Here is an 18949-nt window from a genome sequence, read left to right on the forward strand (position 1 = left end):
GGATAGCTCGCTATCCTACACTCTACTGTATAACTATATCCAGTTCCCTCGCTCAATTCAAATCCAAATTCAGAGTTTTTTCCTCATCAAGCCAAAAAAGAAGAGCTACACCCTGTAAAGTGCAACTCCCTTTTGCTTCATTATAGTAATATTCATTCATCCGATCAGGCCCATTGTGATTCATAAGGAAAAGGACATGTCGACTCGCTCAACTTCGCTCGCACCTGTACAAGACAGCCACAGTGCCGACAAGTTGTGCCATATTGCAATCCCGGACAGGCAGAGCAGATGGATAGCCGCCGCTCGTATTCCTCATCCTGTACCGTCGGACGCGAGCGTGAAGCAATCTCAACAAGTCTGGCCATTTTGGCATCGCTAATCTTCACATCATACTGATCATTACAACCCTTGCAAGGTTCCTGCCTTTTCATCATTATCCCTCTATAGCGATGACCCCAACCGATGCTGGAGGAAGAACAAAACGCAAGGTGTTATTCTCGAGTGTGAGTCCCTCCCACGCCACAGGCTGAACATGATTCGGCTGTTCAAAGGTATTGAATGCGCCAAAATCAGTATGGTGCAGAATCTGCCCGGATACTTTAGCCGCTTGGGCTGCGTCCAGCTGACACACGACTTCCAATTCATCCGTGTGGCTCAGATTACAAGCTGTCACATGAATGACCCCATCCTTGTTGCGGGACGCTGATAAGCTGAGCTGAGGAATGGTGTCTTCTCCGAAAGTATACCCAGGGCTATCATAATTCAAATCCAGCCGCTGCGCATCCATATGAACCTGATACATATCAAATACATGATACGTAGGTGTCAGGAGCATTTTGTCCCCTTCCGTGAGCACAAGCGATTGAAGCACGTTCACGATCTGAGCCAAATTGGCCATCTGTACCCGTTTATTATGCTGATTGAAAATGTTAAGGTTCACCGCTGCAAGAACTGCATCCCGCATCGTATTTTGCTGGTAGAGGAAGCCCGGATTGGTCCCCGGCTCAACGTTATACCACGTTCCCCACTCATCCACAATAATGCCGACTCTGCCCTCTGGATCATATTTATCCATGATTTCGGAGTGCTTCACAAGCAATTCATCCATAAACAGCGTTTTCTTTAACGTGGTAAACCATTCAGCCTCTCCAAAACCGGTAGCGTTCCCTTTGTCTTCCCACACACCTGTCGGAATTGTATAATAATGAAGACTGATGCCATCCATGAAACGGGCAGCTTCCCGCATCAACACTTCCATCCATTCATAGTTACTATCGTTCGGGCCACAAGCGATTTTATAAATCTGGTTCCCGGAATAATTACGTACATATGTAGCATACCGACGATATTCATCCGCATAATATTCAGGACGCATATTGCCGCCGCATCCCCAGTTCTCATTTCCCACGCCAAAATACTTCAGCTTCCACGGTTCTTCCCGGCCATTCTGTTTCCGCCAGTTCGCCATAGGAGACTCGCCATCAAACGTAATGTATTCTACCCATTCCTGCATTTCCTGCACGGTTCCGCTACCCAGGTTGCCACTGATATATGGCTCGGTGCCGAGCAACTCACATAATCTCAAGAATTCATGCGTACCAAAGTGATTGTTCTCTTCCACGCCACCCCAGTGCGTATTGATCATACGAGCACGCTCACTTTTCGGACCCACACCATCTTTCCAGTGATATTCATCGGCAAAACAACCGCCCGGCCAACGAAGGACTGGAACATTAAGCTTCTGCAAGGCCGTCAATACATCATTTCGAATTCCATCCGTATTCGGAATAGGTGAATCTTCTCCTACCCACAGCCCCTCATAAATACAACGTCCCAAGTGTTCGGAAAAGTGACCATATATATTGCGATTTATTAATCCTTGGTCTGAATCTGCCTTTAGAATAACATCAACCATGATTTCAACCTCCATATAATGTATTGTTATCGCTTACAATAACTTGTTTTAAAGCAGGTTTCAACCGTTTTTATTTCTACACAAACAAGCCCCTTCCCACATCATTAGCCAGGAAGAGGCTCATTCATTATAGATATCCATGCAGAGACATACCAGATTGATTATCATTCATTTCTAATTTGGATTTGCTCTGTTGTTATTTCAGATTAAGAGGCTATTTAATCCTGCTCTGAAGGCAACAACATTTTTTGTGTCCACGTTGTTCCGCCATCTGTAGTCTGATAGATCGCAGGGGACTTATCACTTGTTACGACGAGCCAACCCGTCTTGGCCGATGGGAAAGAGATACGGGAACTGTACCCCGGATCTTTCAAGTCAACGTTTTTCCACGTGGAACCTGTATCATAAGAACGTCCAATACCCACTTTTCCAGCTGCTGGTGAACCTGCAGACAGATAAGCTGTCTGGTTACCAATCAACGCCATGTTACCTGGATGACCACCTGGATTGGCAGGTCCGGTTCCTTTACCCGTACTGTTTGTACCTGGCGCAGGACCTCCTCCTGCTGTGGATTGCGCAAATACTTGGGTCCAGTTCTTACCTTGATTGCCGCTCGCATAGAGGGAGTACGATTGTTGGGACATGCCTGCATCACCATACAGAAGGGCCCACACTTGCTGACCATGTGCATAGAGATCCGCTCCACTCCATGTGTTTGAGACAACTCGAAGAGAGGTTGTCCAGTTCTTGCCGCCATCACTCGTTTGCTTCAAATGATATCCCGATCCGGGTACAACCACCACGGCATATCCTTGCTTTTCTGTGATAAAGGCGGCTGCACGCGTGTTGGCAGGTGTATTCATTTTGCTCCAGGTTACCCCGCCATCCTTCGTCTGATATGCACCATTATAGGTGTAACCATAACCTACATCTTTATTGCGAAAATCGATTCGCTTGAATTGAATGCCCGGCGTATCGAGCCGCGTCCAGTGCGATCCCCCATCATGGCTACGGATCAAATAGGTTGCAGGTGAATTTTTCACTTGGGCCAACGCATATCCATTCACATTATTCGGAAAATCAAGCTGTGTAAATTGCCACTGTCCGGTATATATGGACTGCCACGTACATCCTGCATTTGAGGTTCCGATCAGGAAGCCTTCACCCCCAGCTCGTCCAGTCGTATCATTAAGAAAATCAATGTCTGTAAATTGCAGGTGCTGCTCTTCCACGCCGCTACCTTTTTTCAGTGTAGTAGCTAGTCCGTGATCTCCCTTTCCACATGCCTGCGAGGATGCAGCGTTTGCGCCTGAAAGCATATGTACCGGTCCCATCCCCCAAGCCAGCGTTAACGATAATGCGAGTGCACCAATCCGTTTCCATGTCACTGTACTCTTGGTTGTCATCGTAACACCTCCTTCTATGGTTTTACCCAAATCGGGTGATGATAACGTAACAATCTGGTGCACTTCGATGACAATTTCGCAAGAAAAAAACCACCTTTACCCATGATTGGATCATGTAGGCAAGGATGGTGCATCAACAAACGTTATGTACTCTAAGTTAAATGGGATAAGTCCCCACAGAAAGGATAACAAAACTGATACATAAGAAAAGGCATAAATATTAAGATGGAGTCATGCCAAGGCAAGATATCTGCATATGAAAGCCTATACTAAGACAAGTAATAAATGGTAGAGGCATAGGAACATACGTGCTATAATCTATATTATGGACTTTTGAATAACGGTGGATGTTTTCCAGATCACGGCGCAGCTTCCCGAGAGGGGGTGACGTCGATGGTCAAACTTGTGGCGTTGCTTGATGTGATCCGATGGATTGCTGCGATCCTCAGTATTGTACTGAGTGGACGAAAGCTTTACCGTTGGTTACGCAAAAAGTTTCGTAGCAAGCGAAAACCCACCTCATAAGGTCGGAAGCCTGACGGTGGGTTTCGCTTGAATAGCATTATTTAGTTCATGCGCGCCGTGGCAATCCACGGCCTTTCGGGTCCTAAGAGTCTTTGCCGTTGGCGCGGTGAAGACTCTTTTTTAGTATATGGTCGAACCCGATCACCATATACTTCACGAATGTAATATATCAATTCATATACTACTGAATACTTATGTAGTCAGTATAGCATAGCTCTTTCCAAAAGTTAAATTAAGTTAAGTTAACTTAATTTAACTTCGTTATTTGGTTTGCCAGAATACTTTTGGTCCAACAATCAATTCCGTTCCTTAGGCTAGAATAGTTGAGGACACAGGGATAAACGTGAACAAAAAAACGCCCTCCCTGCGCTAATTTGAAACAGCGCAGACAGAGAGCGTTATCTTTATCAATTATTCTGTGTTATTTCACGAATCCAAGCAGCATTTCGCGGATCAGCTTCGCAGCTACAATCTGTGTCTGTTGTGTGGGATCATAGATTGGTGCTACTTCAACCAGGTCACAACCAACTACATTTACATCAGATCCGGCGATCATATGGATGGCTTCCAGCAGTTCTTTGGACGTAATGCCGCCCGCTTCTGCTGTACCTGTTCCTGGAGCTGCTGACGGATCAAGCACATCGATGTCGATGGTCACATATACTGGACGGTTGCCCATCTTCGGAAGAGCTTCCTTCATCGGAGCTGCCACTTCAAATGGGTAGAAGTTGATGTTCTCGCGACCATACTGGAACTCCTCACGGGAACCAGAACGGATACCGAACTGATAGATGTTTTGGCCACCCATCAACTCAGCTGCTTTACGCACTGGCGTGGAGTGGGACAATGGCTCGCCTTCATAATTTTCACGAAGGTCTGCGTGTGCATCAATATGAATCAGGATAAGATCCGGGTATTTCTTGTACATTTGTTGGATGACTGGCCAAGTAACCAGATGCTCGCCACCGAGACCAACTGGGAACTTGTCATCAGCAAGCAGACTGCCGATGTATTCATGAATTACATCAAGGCTACGTCCCGCGTTACCGAAAGGCAGTAGCAAGTCTCCAGCGTCAAAGTACGTCATGTCTACGATGCTTTTGTCGAGATATGGGCTGTACTCTTCGAGTCCAACCGATGCTTGACGGATATGAGATGGGCCAAAACGGGAACCCGGACGGAAGCTGACAGTATAATCCATGGGCATACCATAGATAACTGCTTTCGAGTTCTCATAATCCTCAGAGCTGCAAATAAATACGTTTCCTGAATAGGCTTGATCCAGTTTCATTAATGATTTCCCCTTTATTTCGTTAAATCTTCCACGAATTTAGGAAGTACAAATGCTGCTTTATGCAGACGCGGAGAGTAATACTTGGTATCCATCTCCGGGATTTGGTTCTCATCCACTTCGAGCGGGTCATGTTTCTTGCTACCCATGGTGAATGTCCACAAACCACTTGGATAGGTTGGAATATTACAGCCGTACACATGTACGATCGGGAAGATTTCTTTGACGTCTTTGTTCACCTTCTGGATCAGATCCGCCTTGAACCACGGGTTGTCCGTTTGGGCAACGAAGATTCCGTCTTCTTTTAACGCTTCATAGATACCTTGGTAGAAACCGCGCTCGAACAATGGAGCAGCCGGACCTACAGGCTCTGTAGAGTCTACGATAATCACATCGTATTCATTTTTATGTTCAATAATATGCATGTAGCCGTCGTTGACAAGCACTTCAACATTAGGCTCGTCCAACTTGCCGGCGATTTCAGGCAAATATTTTTTGGAGTATTCAATGACTTTTCCGTCGATCTCGACGAGAACTGCTTTTTCTACAGCAGCATGCTTGATCACTTCACGAATGACCCCGCCATCGCCGCCACCGACAACCAGAACTTTTTTCGGATTCGGGTGAGTGTTCAGCGCAGGATGTGCCGCCATTTCGTGATATACGAATTCGTCTTTTACGGTCGTCATCACCATGCCATCAAGAAGCAACATGTTACCGAATTCCTCGGTTTCTACCATGGCCAAATCTTGATAATCGGTTTTCTCTGTAACATAGGTCTGCTTAATCTTCGCGGTGATCCCGAATACCGGGGTCTGTTTCTCCGTAAACCACAATTCCATAATCTCTACCTTCTTTCCGTAAAGTTAATGATCAGCCATACCCGATCAAGTGCGATGCACTATAATCGGTTCGCCCAAGCACGTCCAGCGTTCGGCGCCATATCACGTTATGATTGCTGGCCTGCGGGAAAAGTCCGCGGTTCACTTCATTATATAGATTAAATTGACCAGAGCGTGCAAGCGTCTGACTAATCAATGAATCAATGACCATTCGTCTGTTCGTCCTTACGCGCTTTAGTATCTTGTGCCGAATCTTACCTTTTCATTACCCTTTTGCATTATACGCGATTGACGTTTATACTGCAAAACGGTTTTTGCGGCGAAAACGCTACATTTTGTCTGCTTATGCACCTGATTGAATATCCCTGCCAATGAAGTCCCATACTGGAAGAAAAGAGAGGAGCCCGTTCCATGACCAAGCCAAATCAAAAGACCCGCAAACGCGGGTTCCGTGTACGTAAATTCATTAAAAACCTGTCTCTGCTCGCCGTGCTCGCCATGCTTGCTACCGCTGCAGGATTGGTCTACCTATACGCAACCAGCCTGCCCCTCGCAGACTCTGATCGGAATTCCCGATTGCTGGACAGTCAAGGGGAAGTGATCGCTACCTTCTCCGCCGGTGGCAAAGACTCTGTTCCGGTTCAACTGGAGGATATCGCTCCGAATCTCGTCAACGCCACTCTGGCTGTAGAGGATCGCAAGTTCTATAATCACTACGGTTTTGACGTTCAAGGAATGGGACGGGCCGTGCTCGTTAACCTCGAACATATGCAGATGTCGCAAGGCGCGAGTACATTGACCCAGCAACTGGCGCGCAATCTATATCTATCTCATGAGAAAACATGGACTCGCAAAGCAAAAGAAGCCATGTACACGGCGCAATTGGAGATGAAATACAGCAAGGATGAAATTTTACAGATGTATCTGAATGAAATCTATTATGGGCATGGTGCATACGGAATCGAAGCAGCTTCGCGAATGTATTTTGGCAAATCCGCCAAACAGCTGGATCTCGCAGAGAGCGCCATGCTGGCAGGCATCCCAAAAGGGCCAACCTACTATTCACCCTATAACCATATGAAAAACGCCAAAGACCGGCAGAAGATTGTACTGAATGCCATGGCTGATATCGGCAAGATCACCCAAGCTGAAGCGGATAAAGCTTATGAGCAAATGCTGGTGTTCAAACCGGAAAGTGAGCGTAAAACGGTGGAAAGCGCCCCGTATTTCCGTGACTATATCCGGAATCTGGCCATCAAAGAGCTGGGAATCAGTGAAGCGATGCTGGATCACGGAGGATTGAACATCTACACCACACTGGATCTGCGTGTACAAAAAGCAGCGGAAGACGCCATAGCGAAGGGTATGGATGCCAAAAGTGAGCTGGAGACGGCTCTGGTGTCCATCGACCCTCGGACGGGTTACATTAAAGCCATGGTGGGCGGTAAGAATTACCGCACCAATCAGATTAACCATGTACTGGCGACAACCCGCCAGCCAGGTTCGGCGTTTAAACCCATTATGTATCTGGCTGCCCTGGAGTCCAAACAGCTCACCAGTGCATCCATATTTAATAGTGAACCTACACTGTTTCACTACGACAATGACCGCAAGACCTATAAACCCGGCAACTTCGGAGACAAGTATCTGGGTGAGATTGACCTTAGACAAGCGATCGCCGCTTCAGACAATATCTATGCAGTGAACACCATTATGCAGATCGGTCCTGAGCAGGTTGTGAGTATGGCGAAAAACCTCGGCATTACAAGCAACCTGAGCGCCGTACCTTCTCTTGCACTGGGAACGTCACCTGTCAGCCCGCTGGAGATGGCGTCGGCCTTTTCCGTCATTGCTGCTGGTGGACAACGGACGCCGCCTGTCGCCATTCTGCAAGTGACGGATGCAGCAGGACGTGTACTCTATGAGTCGCCTCAAACCAAGGCTGAGACCGTTGTGGAACCTGCGGCAGCTTATGTACTAACTCGATTAATGGAAAGTGTATTCGAAAATGGAGGAACCGGTAACCGGGTATCTGCTACAATTAAACGTCCGGTAGCCGGAAAGACAGGCACAACCAATACGGATGCCTGGCTCGTTGGATTCACACCAGAACTTTCTACCGCCGTATGGGTTGGATATGACCAAGGCAAAGCCATATCGACTTCGGACGGCCGCCGCGCGGCACCAATCTTTGCCCAATTCACAGAGCAGGCGCTCGCGAGCGTACCACCCAAAATTTTCACTGTTCCTGATCACGTCGTAAGTGTCTATATTGACCCGGATTCCGGCAAGCTGGCAGGCAACGGTTGCGAAGAGAAACGGCTAGAAGTTTTTATTGATGGCACAGAACCAACAGAGGTATGTCATGGTACGACGGATGATTCGGAGTCTGAAGAAGATGAGAAGGCCCGTCAGGTAGAGAATCAACAAGGCATACAGGAAGAAAAACATTCCTGGTGGGGTGATTTCAAACGTTGGTGGGTAGAATGACGCAAATGCGCAATGACTTAATTGCGTCACCTATGACCACTATGTATATTGGGCATTTGGAAATTCACTACGGATGAAAACTCATAATTATTCAGATCGATGAATATGGTTAATGCACAAGCAAAAGACCCCAAACCGACTTTCCGGTCAAGGGGCCTTTTTGCTTTTTTTACTTATTAAATGATCTGCCTTAGGCGAGTGCGTCTTTCAATTCATCTGGAGAAGCATTCCACCATTCTTCGTTATGCGAGATCAGCAGCGTCTTGAGTGCAGCCTTATCTTCCGGCCCCAGTTCATCCAGCATGAAACGGCGCTTCATGGCATAATCCATGCGATTCACATGTTCAGCCAGCAGTTTCCATCCACGTCTCGCTTCTGTATCGATCCACATCTCACATGCCGTTGCTCCACCATACAGTTGCCCCTGCTCCGTGCGATCTACAGCTACCCACACCAGCCATACCTGGCGTCCGTTGGGTACATCCTCACGATTCGTCGAGAACTTGATATTGCGCTCCACTTTACTCTTCGCATGCATCGCACCAATATCAATTTTGGCTTCGCCATTGTCAATAATGACCGGAGATAGGTTATTCAGATCAATGGAGCCTGCACCGAAGCCTTTATGCTTGCTCTTTGCACTAACGATATTCAAGGCAATCTGCTTTTTGCCGTTTTGCTCGTTTTGGTCCATGTTTATAGCCTCCAAGGGTTGATACAAATATTTTAACTAATAATCGGCCCATTGCAAACATATACATGCTGTAGATGCTTGTCAACGGGAGGTATTTATCGATGATTCCACGACGCGCCAAGAGCTGGCTCACCGCATCCCTGGCCCTGTGTGTGCTGGCCGGAGGGATATGGATCACTCTGGGTTATACTCACTCAACTCATTCCGGATTGCCAACACTTGCCCCGGAATCGGGCAAGCCTAAGGCAAAAGCCCCAACCCCAGCACCTCCAGAAAGTGTACAGACCCCTACTGCCGAAGTGTACAGCAACCGTGTTGTGGAATATCACATGGATGTAAAACTGGTCGAAGGGAACGTACTGGAAGGGACTCAGACGATTACCTGGACACATCCAGGTAAAAAAACCGTCAACGAGCTTTATTTTCATATGTATCCCAACGCCTTCTCTTCTGCTGACACCACCTTTATGAAGGAATCCGGCGGAAAACTTCGGGGTGATGTCATGCCTACCAACGGTTATGGCTCCATGAATATTACCGAAATGAAAACGGAGGACGGGCTCTCTCTGCTGCACCGGATGCAGTATGTGCAACCAGATGACGGAAATATCAAGGACACCACCCTCATTAAAGTACGCTTACCCAAACCCGTCAAAGGCGGAGAAAGCATTACACTCCACACCCGATTCCAAGTGAATCTGCCAAAGATTTTTGCCCGGATGGGAACTGCTGATGATTTTGTCATGGCAGGTCAATGGTTTCCCAAATTAAGTGCCTATGAACCTGTGGGCAGGCGCGGACGGACAACGGAAGGCTGGAATCTGCACCAATACCATGGCAATTCAGAGTTTTACGCCGACTTCGGTATATATAGTGTGCGTATTCGGGTGCCTGAAACATACAAAGTTGCTGCTACCGGATTTCCAACGCAACAAGCCGTGGTGAAGAACGGAGAAAAAGTCTATCAATTCTATGCCGATGATGTGCATGATTTCGCCTGGGCAGCTTCACCCGATTTTGTGTACGCAGAGGAGCCCTTCTCTGCACCCAATGTGCCTGGTGTACGAATCAAGTTATATTTGGATCCTGCTCATCAGGATCTGAAGGAACGTTATTTCTACGCCGCGAAGGCCGCACTAGCCAATTATAGCAAATGGTTTGGCCCGTATCCTTATGCTACCTTATCCATCGTTGTTCCACCCAAAGCGGGGAACGGTGCTGGAGGTATGGAATACCCTACGCTGGTAACGGCCTTTGGAGCCGATGACACTACTCCAGGTTATGACCTGGAACGTACCGTAGTCCACGAGATCGGACACCAGTACTTCTACGGCATGGTTGCCAGCAACGAATTCGAGGAAGCCTGGCTGGATGAGGGATTCACCTCTTATGCAGAAGACAAATTGATGGAGCAGGAATACGGATTGATTCCGAATCTGCCGGTACAATCGGGCCTGATTACGTCTCCTTCATCCTTAACACAAGAATCCTGGAAGTTCGATTCACAGAATGAGTATGCAGCCAATGTCTACACACGTGGCAAGCTTGTATTGCTTGGTATTGAACATCAAGTCGGCACAAAAAAGATGGAACGCATTCTCTCTACCTATGTGAAGAAGTACCGCTTCAAACATCCCACTACGGCAGATTTTCAGAACGTTGTGGAACAAGTGACCCGCACGTCCTGGTCTGATTATTTTGACCAATACGTCTACGGTAATGGAATGGCTGACTTTGCTGTGGAGAAGATTCGTGTTACGCCTGTACAGAAAGACGGTCAAACATGGTACGAGTCATCCGTGACGATCGTCAAAAAAGGCAGTGATTACAACGCCGTTCCTGTTCGCATTGCTTTTGAAGACGGACATACCCTCACCAAGCAATGGGATGGCATAGAAGATCGCATTACCTATAAATTAACGCACACATCCCCCGTAGCCTGGGCCATGACCGATCCCCTGTACACGATCGTGCTGGAGAACCGCCATATGAACAATTTCCTAAAATCCGGACTGGATGAGCAGACGAAGTCCCGCTGGAGCATGAGTGTAACCAAACTAATAGAAGCCATATTCGGAGGTCTGTCATGGTGAGGTGGAAACGGTGAAAGCGAAAATACGTGAAGGCTGGTTTCTCGTCCGTCAGCATATGTTCATTGCGGCACTCTTATTTCTTTATCAACTCATTTGGGGATATTTCTTCTATCGAATGGTACAATCGGCAGTCATCCCACTCCTCCTGCGCTATCCAGATTCTGATGCCGGGGAACTGAGTACACTTTTGTTCAAAATGGAAAGCCAACTTAACCTGTCTACCCATCCGGAGGTTCATCGTTATCTATGGATTCTGGGGGGCATGCTGCTGGTTCGCATGTTGATCAGCCCACTCATTCAGGCAGGACTGATCTACTCACTTCAGCACTTTAATTCTACAGAAGAGCGCATCCCATTCGTCCGTGGAATCAAAAAACTGTGGAAACCGATGCTGCTGCTGCACACCATACGTACATTATTGATACTTCTGCCCGCCTACTGGCTCATACCGAAGCTCTACTCGATCCTCATGGACGGATTTCATTCCCTTCAATTACTTTTGCCCGGCATACCTTATGTTGCTGCCTGGATTGTATATGGATGGGTCATCCACCATGTCATGCTCTACATGCAGTTCGGTGTGTCGGCACCAGAAGGCGAAGGCGGGGCTCACGGCACCCTCAAAGCACTCTGGATTGCAATGCGTCATCTCATCGCCGTTATCGGCATTGCTCTCCTGCTGGGCGGAGTCCACTTACTCGTCTTTGGGGCATTCACTTCAGCCTCATGGTTATTAACGGGACTTACCGGACTTATACTACAACAGACGTATCCACTTGCCAGATGTCTATTGAGTCTGTGGAAAATATGCAGCCATTTCCGATTGTGGCAGTCCAAAGTATCCAAAGGTGAGAGCATTTAGTTTAAAAATTGTTACCATCACATGTTAAACTCATGGCCTGCTATGTACTTATAAATAGGCAAACCTCAACCTTTCCCCGTCAAAGGTCGAGGTTTTTTTTGCTAATTTTGTTGCTAAACATTGCCAAAGCCGTACTCCTCTGTTACAATAATCGCAGTGAGTTTTTAGTAACAACTTTGTAATCTTTACATTCATATTTGTAACTACTTAAAATTAAATCGTCATTTCTTGATTTCGCAGGTGCATAACTAGCATAGCCAAATTCCTGGCACCTGGGAAGCGGGGGAACCAGTTATGGGTGAATTGATCTTGCTACAGAGGGATCATAGGGGACCTTCAACCGAATCCTTAAGCTAACCTCGCAGGCGTTGGAAGGGGAATATCTCTTGTTCAAGAAGAAATTAACCGCAGCTGTACTTAGCCTCACATTCGCATTATCGCTTGGTGCAGGTAGCGCATTCGCAGATTCAAAAATGGATAAAGTAATTGATTCAGCAATGGGAACTACATACAAAAGTGGGGGAACAACGCTTAACGGCTTTGACTGCTCCGGATTTACACGGTATGTATTCGACAAATTGGGTATTGATTTGGCACGCCAATCCAGTTCCCAATTCGACATGGGCGATTCCGTATCCCGCATGGAAATGAGAGCTGGCGATCTGGTATTCTTTAATACTACAGGTAAAGGCGTATCCCATGTAGGAATCTTTGTAGGGGATGGAAAGTTCGCACACTCTTCTTCTTCCAAAGGCGTTACAATCAGTGCATTGAGTGAAAGCTATTGGGCCAATCGTTATGTTGGCGCTAAACGGATTATGAGCACGGACGCGTATGAATCACTGGCCCTTGACTAGGGACAAGCTGAGCAACATGATACTGTAACCATGAACCATACTGTAACGAAGCAAGAAGCATAACAGAACCGCCCGGTACATTCTCCGCAGGAATGTATCCGGCGGTTTTTTTGTGCTTCCATCCTGATTCATATTGCAAGTTACGCTCGGGGCTATCCTGCAACATCAACAGGCTCATTTTGTCCTCGTTCGTCCGTGCCCTTATGATGTTTTTACCCATCCTGTTATAATATAAACGGAATTACCGGAACTTTTGTTTCATATTTTTTCTGGTAAGAGAGACTTGCTAAATGAATATCTCTTTTGTAGAGTGGACAGAGAGTTCTGTTTCAAGGAAAGGAGCATGCAGGTGTATGAAGGAAGCCCCCGTAACGTTTCACGTTGTACCCATGCGAGAAGAACATGCGGAGCTCATCTGCAGTTGGCAGTATGATCCGCCTTACAATATCTACAGCTGGCTCCCCTGGGAGCAGATGAAAGCGCTGGAAGTGGAATTCGGAGATGCACAGCTGCGGCAGGAGCAATATGCGATTGTCCTGGATCAGAACGATCGTATATGTGGATTTGCTCAATACTTCCCACTTCAAGGGGTAACCCGGATTGGCCTCGGCATGCATCCAGAGCTGTGTGGTCAGGGGCAAGGGACAGCTTTTGTCACAGCCATTGTACAGGAAGCCATTCGCCGAAATCCGATGAATGAGATCGATCTGGAAGTGCTCACTTGGAATGCTCGTGCCATTCAAGTATATCTAAAGAGTGGATTTGTCACCCAGGATACATACGAACGACAGACCCCAAGCGGCTTGAAGCCCTTTCACTGTATGGTTTATGAAGGGCCTCGTGATTAAAATCCATTGCAAAACAACCAAATTTGCGCCTTGTTATGTGATTAGTTCAAAAATTTCCCACAAAATGCTATGATGTCAGTACAGGTTCCGGTATAATGATATGGATAGTTTCAGGTTAGATGATCTTTCATTCTGGAGGGGACATAAGGGATGCACAAATGGATCATGAGCGGAGTATTTTTTGCAGCATGCGCTTTAGCTATTGTTTTAATGTTTACGCTTCCAGGGAAAGAAGAAGTGGCTGAAGAAGCCAAGCCAACCATGCCGGAAGTCACATTGGATGCCGGACAGGCTGAAGCACTGGTCAAAGCCAATTGTATCTCCTGTCACGGGGATCAGCTTCAAGGCGGCGTAGGACCTGCTCTGGCTAACATCGGCAGCCAGGATGATCTGGAGAAGATCTACACTACGATTGTCAAAGGTAAAGGTGGCGGTATGCCTTCATTCAAGGGCAAACTGCAGGATGAAGAGATTGCCAATATCGCCATGTGGCTGTCAGAGAAGAAATAATCTCTGTACGCACATAACAAAGAGGCCCTTAATCCCCTTTTGGGAGAATAAGAGCCTCTTTGTTATGCTATTGATTAGGCCTCTGCCGCATGCTCGGCCAGAAAGGCCTCAACTTCACGTGCGGACGGCATCCCGGACTGGGCGCCGAGCTTCGTCACGGATAACGCGGCCGCACCCATGGCGAAGCCTACGGCCGCGTCCAATGTCTCACCGCGCGCGAGGGCTACCGCCAGCGCGCCGTTGAAGCAATCGCCAGCGCCGGTCGTATCGACGGCGCTTACAGCGTAGCCGGGCGCACGGCATGCGCCGGCACGCCCTGCCTGTACGCGGCCACCAGGCGCCGCCGCGTACACAGCCCCCTCGGGGCCAAGCGTCGTGACGACAGCGGCCCCGAGGGATGCGGCGAGCTCTGCGACCGCCGCATCCAGGTCTTCCGGCCGGAGATGATCCCGGCCGGTCAGCACGGCAAGCTCACTGCGGTTCGGCGTGACAACGTCGACGCACTGCAGGAGCTCCTGGGGCAGACCCGGCACCGCGGGAGCCGGGTTGAGCACCACCAGTGCGCTGCCTTCAGCCGCCAGTTGGGCGGCGCGGGTAACCGCTGGCAGCGGGATCTCCAGCTGTAGCAGCACCGCTGCGGCTACAGTCAGGCTTTTTACCGTATCCGCCTCTTCCAGCATCTCAGGCACTACTTGCCCATTCGCACCAGGAATAACGATAATCCGATTGTCTCCCCGAGAGAGCCAGATGGAAGCTGTCCCTGTAAACGTGTCTTCCAATCTGCGAACCTGCGAGACATCTGCACCACTTTCCGTCAGACTGTGCAGCAGACGTTCGCCAAAACCATCCGATCCCACCGCACCAATCATTGTAGTCTGTCCACCCAGACGCGCAGCAGCGACAGCTTGATTTGCACCTTTGCCGCCAGCGAGATAGTGGAGTTCCTCACCGCTCACTGTCTCTCCCTCTTCCGGAATCGTATCTGTCTTCACCACGAGATCCATATTGAGACTGCCTACGACAGCAATAAGAGGTTGTTCCTGATTATAGTCTGACATGTATGGGTTCACTCACTTTCAGGCGTGCGATAATAACCAACCTTGTTATTCCGACCTCATTTTGTCATAAGCTTCGTTGTACTGCCCTGCTTCCTTAATATCTACAGATGTAATACCGCCCGCATCCCATGACGTGAGACGCAGCGTAACCGTTGTATAGTCAATCGTAATAAAAGGATGATGATTGAACGCTTCCGAGATCGCAGCGACCTCATCCACAAATGCAATCCCTTTCATGTAGTTGGAGAACACAAATTTGCGTACAATCCACCGTCCCTCTTCCAGTTCCCAGCCTTCCAGCCTTCCCAGATGAGCTTCGACTTCCTCTTGCGAAAAAACCATGCGTTATCTTCCTCCCCATAGGATGGTACATTACAGACGTGCGTCCGTATAACCACCAACACCTTCGGCGCTATCGTCAGCAACCTCAAAGGCCAGGCTCATCGCCATGCGATCAGCCCATTTCACGACTAACATCTTACCACGGACAAGCTTCAAAATCCAATCAACTTATATGGCGTAGAACCACTAACCATAAGGCTTTGTGGAAAATTCCAGTTCCATTCATACACCTTAAAATGCATGTATATACACTAGATTAAAGGTACAAATGTTAACTCTTCTTCCCCGATCAGAATATGAATGCGGTGCTGTTCCTTATCATGGATGACCACGCCACTTCCAACCGGAATCACTGACTCTTCGCCCAGCGCATAGAACAAATCTTCCGCCAACGCCTCATCCACTTCAAGTTGCTCAGGTGCAGCCAGTCTCTCCCACTCTTCCGCGTCCATTTCAAAGAAAACATACCGATCCGGTATGCGTCCAATTGCCGTTGTCAGATCTGTCAAAATTCCTTCATAATCCCGTCCATGCTTTACGCCCATTGGCTTTTCACTCCTATTCGGCCCCTAAGGAGCGGATTTGATCTTATTATACCTGAAAATAGCCCTTAAAAAAAAAGGCCTTCTGGTCGATAAATACTATATATGACCGTTTGAACTGTTTTAGCAACCGCAAGGAATGCCTAACATTGAACGGATTGCGGCCAAAAATTCGTCCGGAAGCCCGAATACAGCCGCTTGAAAGGATTCAATTTTATCTCATGGATGAGGTGTATGATGAACATTTCAACGATTATTGGACTCGTTTTTGGGCTGGTCTCCCTTGTACTCGGTATGTTCCTGAAGGGTGCGCCCTTAATCAACCTGGTTAACAATCCGGCAGCCTACGTTATTATCTTTGTTGGTACGGCAGGAACCATTTTTATTGCATTTCCGATGTCAGAAGTTAAGAAAATCCCTAAGCTTTTCGCGATTATTTTCAAAAATCAAGTACTTATTGATCGAGTGTCTCTGATCGGCACGTTTATGGATTGGGCTTCCACTACCCGTCGTGAAGGTTTGCTTGCACTGGAATCAAAAGTAGAAGAGATTGACGATCAGTTCCTTCGTGGCGGTATGCGTATGATTATCGACGGCAACGATCAGGAATTTGTAAGTGATGTACTGATGGAAGATATTCATGCTACAGAGGAGCGCCACCGCGGCGGTGCCTTGATCTTCGCCCAAGCGGGGATGTACGCGCCAACGCTCGGGGTTCTCGGGGCCGTTGTAGGCCTCATCGCAGCACTTGCCGATCTTAGTGACATGGAGAAACTCTCCCATGCGATTGCGGCAGCATTTATCGCAACACTCCTTGGTATATTTAGTGGTTACGTGTTATGGCACCCGATGTCTAACAAACTGAAGCGGATGTCCAAGCAAGAAATGGAGATCAAGCTGATGATGGTTGAAGGGTTGTTATCCATACAATCTGGTGTATCCACCATTGCCATCAATCAAAAGTTATCCGTATTCCTGACACCTTCCGAACGCAAACAACTGGAAGAGAAGGAGGGATCATCAGGTGAAAAAGGCTAAAAAGCACGAACCACATGAAGAACATATAGACGAGAGCTGGTTGCTTCCCTATTCTGACTTGATGACCTTGTTGCTTGCCCTGTTTATCACGTTGTTCTCCATGAGTTCACTCGATGCGGCCAAGTTCGAGCAGATGGCTTCCGCACTAAGCAGTGCATTGAATGGAGGCTCTGGTATTCTGGATCATACGTCCATGAATCCGGATACGCCAGGTGTTGACTTGGGTAAGAACAAACAGGAACCTACAGAAATCACTAAAAAAACACCAGCTCAGATTACGGATGCACAAATGGCTCAAAAAGAGCAGGAAGATCTGGAGAAGCTCAAGAAACGGCTTGACCAGTATATCTCGAAGAACGGCCTTTCGGACCAGCTGAACACCAAGCTGAATCAGTCTGAATTGAAAATCACCATCAGTGATAACGCCCTGTTCTCCTCAGGCCGAGCAGATGTGAAGCCTGAATCACGATCCCTGGCCAAAGCCATTTCAAGCATGCTGCAAGAATTTCCTGAATACGAAGTGGTTGTATCCGGTCATACCGATAATATTCCCATTTCGAACAACCAATATAAGGATAACTGGGATCTGAGTGCAGACCGTGCGCTTAACTTCCTGAAAATCCTGTTGCTGAACACACAATTGGACCCTTCCAAATTCACACCAAGTGGTTATGGAGAGTATCACCCGGTTGCCAGTAATGACACCAATGCCGGACGGGCACAGAATCGCCGTGTAGAGGTTTCTATCATTCGGAAGTATCAAAGTAACAATACCAATGTAAAAGCCGTTGGCGGAGGAAATTAAAGGCCACTAGGCCGCCAATGACCAAAAAGACCGTTCTCCATCTAACGATAGGGAGCGGTCTTTTGCTTTATATTTTCTTCAATAACCATTCTCTTATTGGGTCAAAGAAAGTCGAATCGACTATTCCAGTGAATAGTCGAGCAGACCGCCCAGCTCCGCTTTCTCAGCAGCGGTGAGCTCTCTCCAAGAACCGGTTGCCATTTCTCCAAGATGGATGTTCATGATCCGAATCCGCTTCAGCTTACGAACCTCGTAGCCAAAGGCACTACACATCCGCCGAATTTGACGGTTCTTTCCTTCGGTCAGGATAATACGGAATACCCGATCCGTCATCCGGGTCACTGTACAAGGCAGTGTCATTTCACCCAAAATCTTAACTCCGGTGCTCATGCCTCTAAGGAAACTCGGCGTGACCGTTCGATCAACAGTGACGATATACTCTTTCTCATGGCGTCCTTCTGCTCTAAGAATCCGGTTAACGATATCTCCATCATTGGTCATCAGAATCAAACCTTCCGAGTCTTTATCCAGACGTCCAATTGGAAAGATACGTTCATCGTGTCCGACAAAATCAACAATGTTCCCCTGAATATGCTGCTCAGTAGTACTTGTGATTCCAATCGGTTTATTCAGCGCAATATATACATGTTTTCTCTTTTCATTGATCGGTTTGCCATTAATTCGTACATCGTCGCCTTCTTCTGCCTGACTGCCCAGTTCAGCCTTAACTCCATTAATGGTTACCAGCCCACGATCCACCAGCTTGTCGGCTTCACGCCGCGAGCAATAACCTGTTTCACTAATAAATTTATTAATACGCAAAAGGTAATC

The 18949-nt window shown here is 47.7% G+C and carries 21 protein-coding genes and 1 riboswitch; of the genes, 9 read left to right on the forward strand and 12 right to left on the reverse strand.

What is annotated here, in order from left to right; translation table 11 throughout:
- Positions 1 to 164 precede the first annotated feature (164 nt).
- The 3 genes from MKY73_RS29145 to MKY73_RS29155 form a co-directional block, all read right to left on the reverse strand.
- On the reverse strand, positions 165 to 434 hold the full coding sequence (locus MKY73_RS29145; RefSeq protein WP_237178610.1) for a DUF6171 family protein: 270 nt from the start codon (positions 432 to 434) through the stop codon (positions 165 to 167).
- A complete protein-coding gene (locus MKY73_RS29150; RefSeq protein ID WP_339304901.1) occupies positions 434 to 1915 on the reverse strand; it encodes an alpha-N-arabinofuranosidase in 1482 nt (493 codons plus the stop codon). The genes MKY73_RS29145 and MKY73_RS29150 overlap by 1 nt, the downstream gene beginning before the upstream one ends.
- Positions 1916 to 2133: 218 nt before the next feature.
- On the reverse strand, positions 2134 to 3321 hold the full coding sequence (locus MKY73_RS29155) for a hypothetical protein (protein WP_339304903.1): 1188 nt from the start codon (positions 3319 to 3321) through the stop codon (positions 2134 to 2136).
- Between the two features lie 393 nt (positions 3322 to 3714).
- On the opposite strand from MKY73_RS29155, the gene MKY73_RS29160 reads away from it, so the two are divergent.
- Entirely contained in the window at positions 3715 to 3846 is a 132-nt protein-coding gene (locus MKY73_RS29160; protein ID WP_017691304.1) for a hypothetical protein, read from the forward strand.
- Positions 3847 to 4267: 421 nt separating this feature from the next.
- On the opposite strand, the gene speB is transcribed toward MKY73_RS29160, so the two are convergent.
- Genes speB through MKY73_RS29175 form a run of 3 tightly spaced genes read right to left on the reverse strand, consistent with a single transcriptional unit; the run spans position 4268 to position 6190 of the window.
- A complete protein-coding gene (speB, locus tag MKY73_RS29165) occupies positions 4268 to 5137 on the reverse strand; it encodes an agmatinase (protein WP_278297424.1) in 870 nt (289 codons plus the stop codon).
- Positions 5138 to 5151: 14 nt separating this feature from the next.
- Complete coding sequence (gene speE / locus MKY73_RS29170; RefSeq protein ID WP_339304905.1) at positions 5152 to 5979, reverse strand: polyamine aminopropyltransferase; 828 nt, start codon at positions 5977 to 5979, stop codon at positions 5152 to 5154.
- Between the two features lie 31 nt (positions 5980 to 6010).
- Positions 6011 to 6190, reverse strand: a complete 180-nt coding sequence (locus tag MKY73_RS29175) for a hypothetical protein (RefSeq protein WP_339304907.1) — start codon at positions 6188 to 6190, stop codon at positions 6011 to 6013.
- 200 nt (positions 6191 to 6390) lie between these two features.
- On the opposite strand from MKY73_RS29175, the gene MKY73_RS29180 reads away from it, so the two are divergent.
- Positions 6391 to 8469, forward strand: a complete 2079-nt coding sequence (locus tag MKY73_RS29180) for a PBP1A family penicillin-binding protein (RefSeq protein WP_339304909.1) — start codon at positions 6391 to 6393, stop codon at positions 8467 to 8469.
- 190 nt (positions 8470 to 8659) lie between these two features.
- Here the strand turns inward: MKY73_RS29180 and MKY73_RS29185 are convergent, their stop codons facing one another.
- Positions 8660 to 9163, reverse strand: a complete 504-nt coding sequence (locus MKY73_RS29185) for a YwhD family protein (protein WP_339304911.1) — start codon at positions 9161 to 9163, stop codon at positions 8660 to 8662.
- Positions 9164 to 9264: 101 nt separating this feature from the next.
- Here MKY73_RS29185 and MKY73_RS29190 point away from each other — a divergent pair, with 101 nt between their 5' ends.
- From MKY73_RS29190 to MKY73_RS29210, 5 genes are all read left to right on the forward strand, one after another.
- Positions 9265 to 11256, forward strand: a complete 1992-nt coding sequence (locus MKY73_RS29190; RefSeq protein WP_339304913.1) for a M1 family metallopeptidase — start codon at positions 9265 to 9267, stop codon at positions 11254 to 11256.
- Positions 11257 to 11266: 10 nt separating this feature from the next.
- A complete protein-coding gene (locus tag MKY73_RS29195; protein ID WP_339304915.1) occupies positions 11267 to 12118 on the forward strand; it encodes a hypothetical protein in 852 nt (283 codons plus the stop codon).
- Positions 12119 to 12363: 245 nt separating this feature from the next.
- Positions 12364 to 12501: riboswitch (cyclic di-AMP (ydaO/yuaA leader) on the forward strand.
- Positions 12502 to 12504: 3 nt separating this feature from the next.
- A complete protein-coding gene (locus MKY73_RS29200; protein WP_339304917.1) occupies positions 12505 to 12975 on the forward strand; it encodes a C40 family peptidase in 471 nt (156 codons plus the stop codon).
- Positions 12976 to 13328: 353 nt separating this feature from the next.
- Positions 13329 to 13823, forward strand: a complete 495-nt coding sequence (locus tag MKY73_RS29205) for a GNAT family protein (protein ID WP_339258202.1) — start codon at positions 13329 to 13331, stop codon at positions 13821 to 13823.
- 150 nt (positions 13824 to 13973) lie between these two features.
- Positions 13974 to 14333 carry a cytochrome c gene (locus MKY73_RS29210; protein ID WP_278297432.1) on the forward strand — a complete coding sequence of 120 codons (360 nt, stop codon included), beginning with the start codon at positions 13974 to 13976 and terminating at the stop codon, positions 14331 to 14333.
- 74 nt (positions 14334 to 14407) lie between these two features.
- Here the strand turns inward: MKY73_RS29210 and rbsK are convergent, their stop codons facing one another.
- From rbsK to MKY73_RS29230, 4 genes are all read right to left on the reverse strand, one after another.
- Positions 14408 to 15391, reverse strand: a complete 984-nt coding sequence (gene rbsK, locus MKY73_RS29215) for a ribokinase (protein ID WP_339304919.1) — start codon at positions 15389 to 15391, stop codon at positions 14408 to 14410.
- A 45-nt stretch (positions 15392 to 15436) separates the two neighbouring features.
- The gene (locus tag MKY73_RS29220) at positions 15437 to 15733 is read right to left on the reverse strand and encodes a 4a-hydroxytetrahydrobiopterin dehydratase (protein WP_062838136.1); all 297 of its coding nucleotides are present in this window, start codon (positions 15731 to 15733) and stop codon (positions 15437 to 15439) included.
- 30 nt (positions 15734 to 15763) lie between these two features.
- Positions 15764 to 15889, reverse strand: a complete 126-nt coding sequence (locus tag MKY73_RS29225; protein ID WP_339304921.1) for a hypothetical protein — start codon at positions 15887 to 15889, stop codon at positions 15764 to 15766.
- 95 nt (positions 15890 to 15984) lie between these two features.
- Entirely contained in the window at positions 15985 to 16278 is a 294-nt protein-coding gene (locus MKY73_RS29230) for a hypothetical protein (RefSeq protein ID WP_253428962.1), read from the reverse strand.
- 234 nt (positions 16279 to 16512) lie between these two features.
- Here MKY73_RS29230 and motA point away from each other — a divergent pair, with 234 nt between their 5' ends.
- Together motA and motB are read left to right on the forward strand one after the other, a co-directional pair.
- Positions 16513 to 17313 carry a flagellar motor stator protein MotA gene (gene motA, locus MKY73_RS29235; RefSeq protein ID WP_339242860.1) on the forward strand — a complete coding sequence of 267 codons (801 nt, stop codon included), beginning with the start codon at positions 16513 to 16515 and terminating at the stop codon, positions 17311 to 17313.
- The gene (gene motB / locus MKY73_RS29240) at positions 17300 to 18118 is read left to right on the forward strand and encodes a flagellar motor protein MotB (RefSeq protein WP_339238967.1); all 819 of its coding nucleotides are present in this window, start codon (positions 17300 to 17302) and stop codon (positions 18116 to 18118) included. The genes motA and motB overlap by 14 nt, the downstream gene beginning before the upstream one ends.
- Positions 18119 to 18238: 120 nt before the next feature.
- On the opposite strand, the gene MKY73_RS29245 is transcribed toward motB, so the two are convergent.
- A complete protein-coding gene (locus tag MKY73_RS29245; protein WP_339238966.1) occupies positions 18239 to 18940 on the reverse strand; it encodes a pseudouridine synthase in 702 nt (233 codons plus the stop codon).
- Positions 18941 to 18949 lie beyond the last annotated feature (9 nt).

The organism is Paenibacillus sp. FSL R5-0519 (assembly GCF_037974275.1).
Lineage (GTDB): Bacteria > Bacillota > Bacilli > Paenibacillales > Paenibacillaceae > Paenibacillus.

Coding starts and splice junctions, on each gene's coding strand:
- MKY73_RS29190 (WP_339304913.1), top strand. CDS start 9,265: ATGATTCCACGACGCGCCAAGAGCTGGCTCACCGCATCCCTGGCCCTG.
- MKY73_RS29150 (WP_339304901.1), bottom strand. CDS start 1,915: ATGGTTGATGTTATTCTAAAGGCAGATTCAGACCAAGGATTAATAAAT.
- MKY73_RS29160 (WP_017691304.1), top strand. CDS start 3,715: ATGGTCAAACTTGTGGCGTTGCTTGATGTGATCCGATGGATTGCTGCG.
- MKY73_RS29205 (WP_339258202.1), top strand. CDS start 13,329: ATGAAGGAAGCCCCCGTAACGTTTCACGTTGTACCCATGCGAGAAGAA.
- speE (WP_339304905.1), bottom strand. CDS start 5,979: ATGGAATTGTGGTTTACGGAGAAACAGACCCCGGTATTCGGGATCACC.
- motA (WP_339242860.1), top strand. CDS start 16,513: ATGAACATTTCAACGATTATTGGACTCGTTTTTGGGCTGGTCTCCCTT.
- MKY73_RS29210 (WP_278297432.1), top strand. CDS start 13,974: ATGCACAAATGGATCATGAGCGGAGTATTTTTTGCAGCATGCGCTTTA.
- MKY73_RS29145 (WP_237178610.1), bottom strand. CDS start 434: ATGATGAAAAGGCAGGAACCTTGCAAGGGTTGTAATGATCAGTATGAT.
- MKY73_RS29220 (WP_062838136.1), bottom strand. CDS start 15,733: ATGGTTTTTTCGCAAGAGGAAGTCGAAGCTCATCTGGGAAGGCTGGAA.
- speB (WP_278297424.1), bottom strand. CDS start 5,137: ATGAAACTGGATCAAGCCTATTCAGGAAACGTATTTATTTGCAGCTCT.
- MKY73_RS29230 (WP_253428962.1), bottom strand. CDS start 16,278: ATGGGCGTAAAGCATGGACGGGATTATGAAGGAATTTTGACAGATCTG.
- MKY73_RS29180 (WP_339304909.1), top strand. CDS start 6,391: ATGACCAAGCCAAATCAAAAGACCCGCAAACGCGGGTTCCGTGTACGT.
- MKY73_RS29155 (WP_339304903.1), bottom strand. CDS start 3,321: ATGACAACCAAGAGTACAGTGACATGGAAACGGATTGGTGCACTCGCA.
- MKY73_RS29185 (WP_339304911.1), bottom strand. CDS start 9,163: ATGGACCAAAACGAGCAAAACGGCAAAAAGCAGATTGCCTTGAATATC.
- MKY73_RS29175 (WP_339304907.1), bottom strand. CDS start 6,190: ATGGTCATTGATTCATTGATTAGTCAGACGCTTGCACGCTCTGGTCAA.
- rbsK (WP_339304919.1), bottom strand. CDS start 15,391: ATGTCAGACTATAATCAGGAACAACCTCTTATTGCTGTCGTAGGCAGT.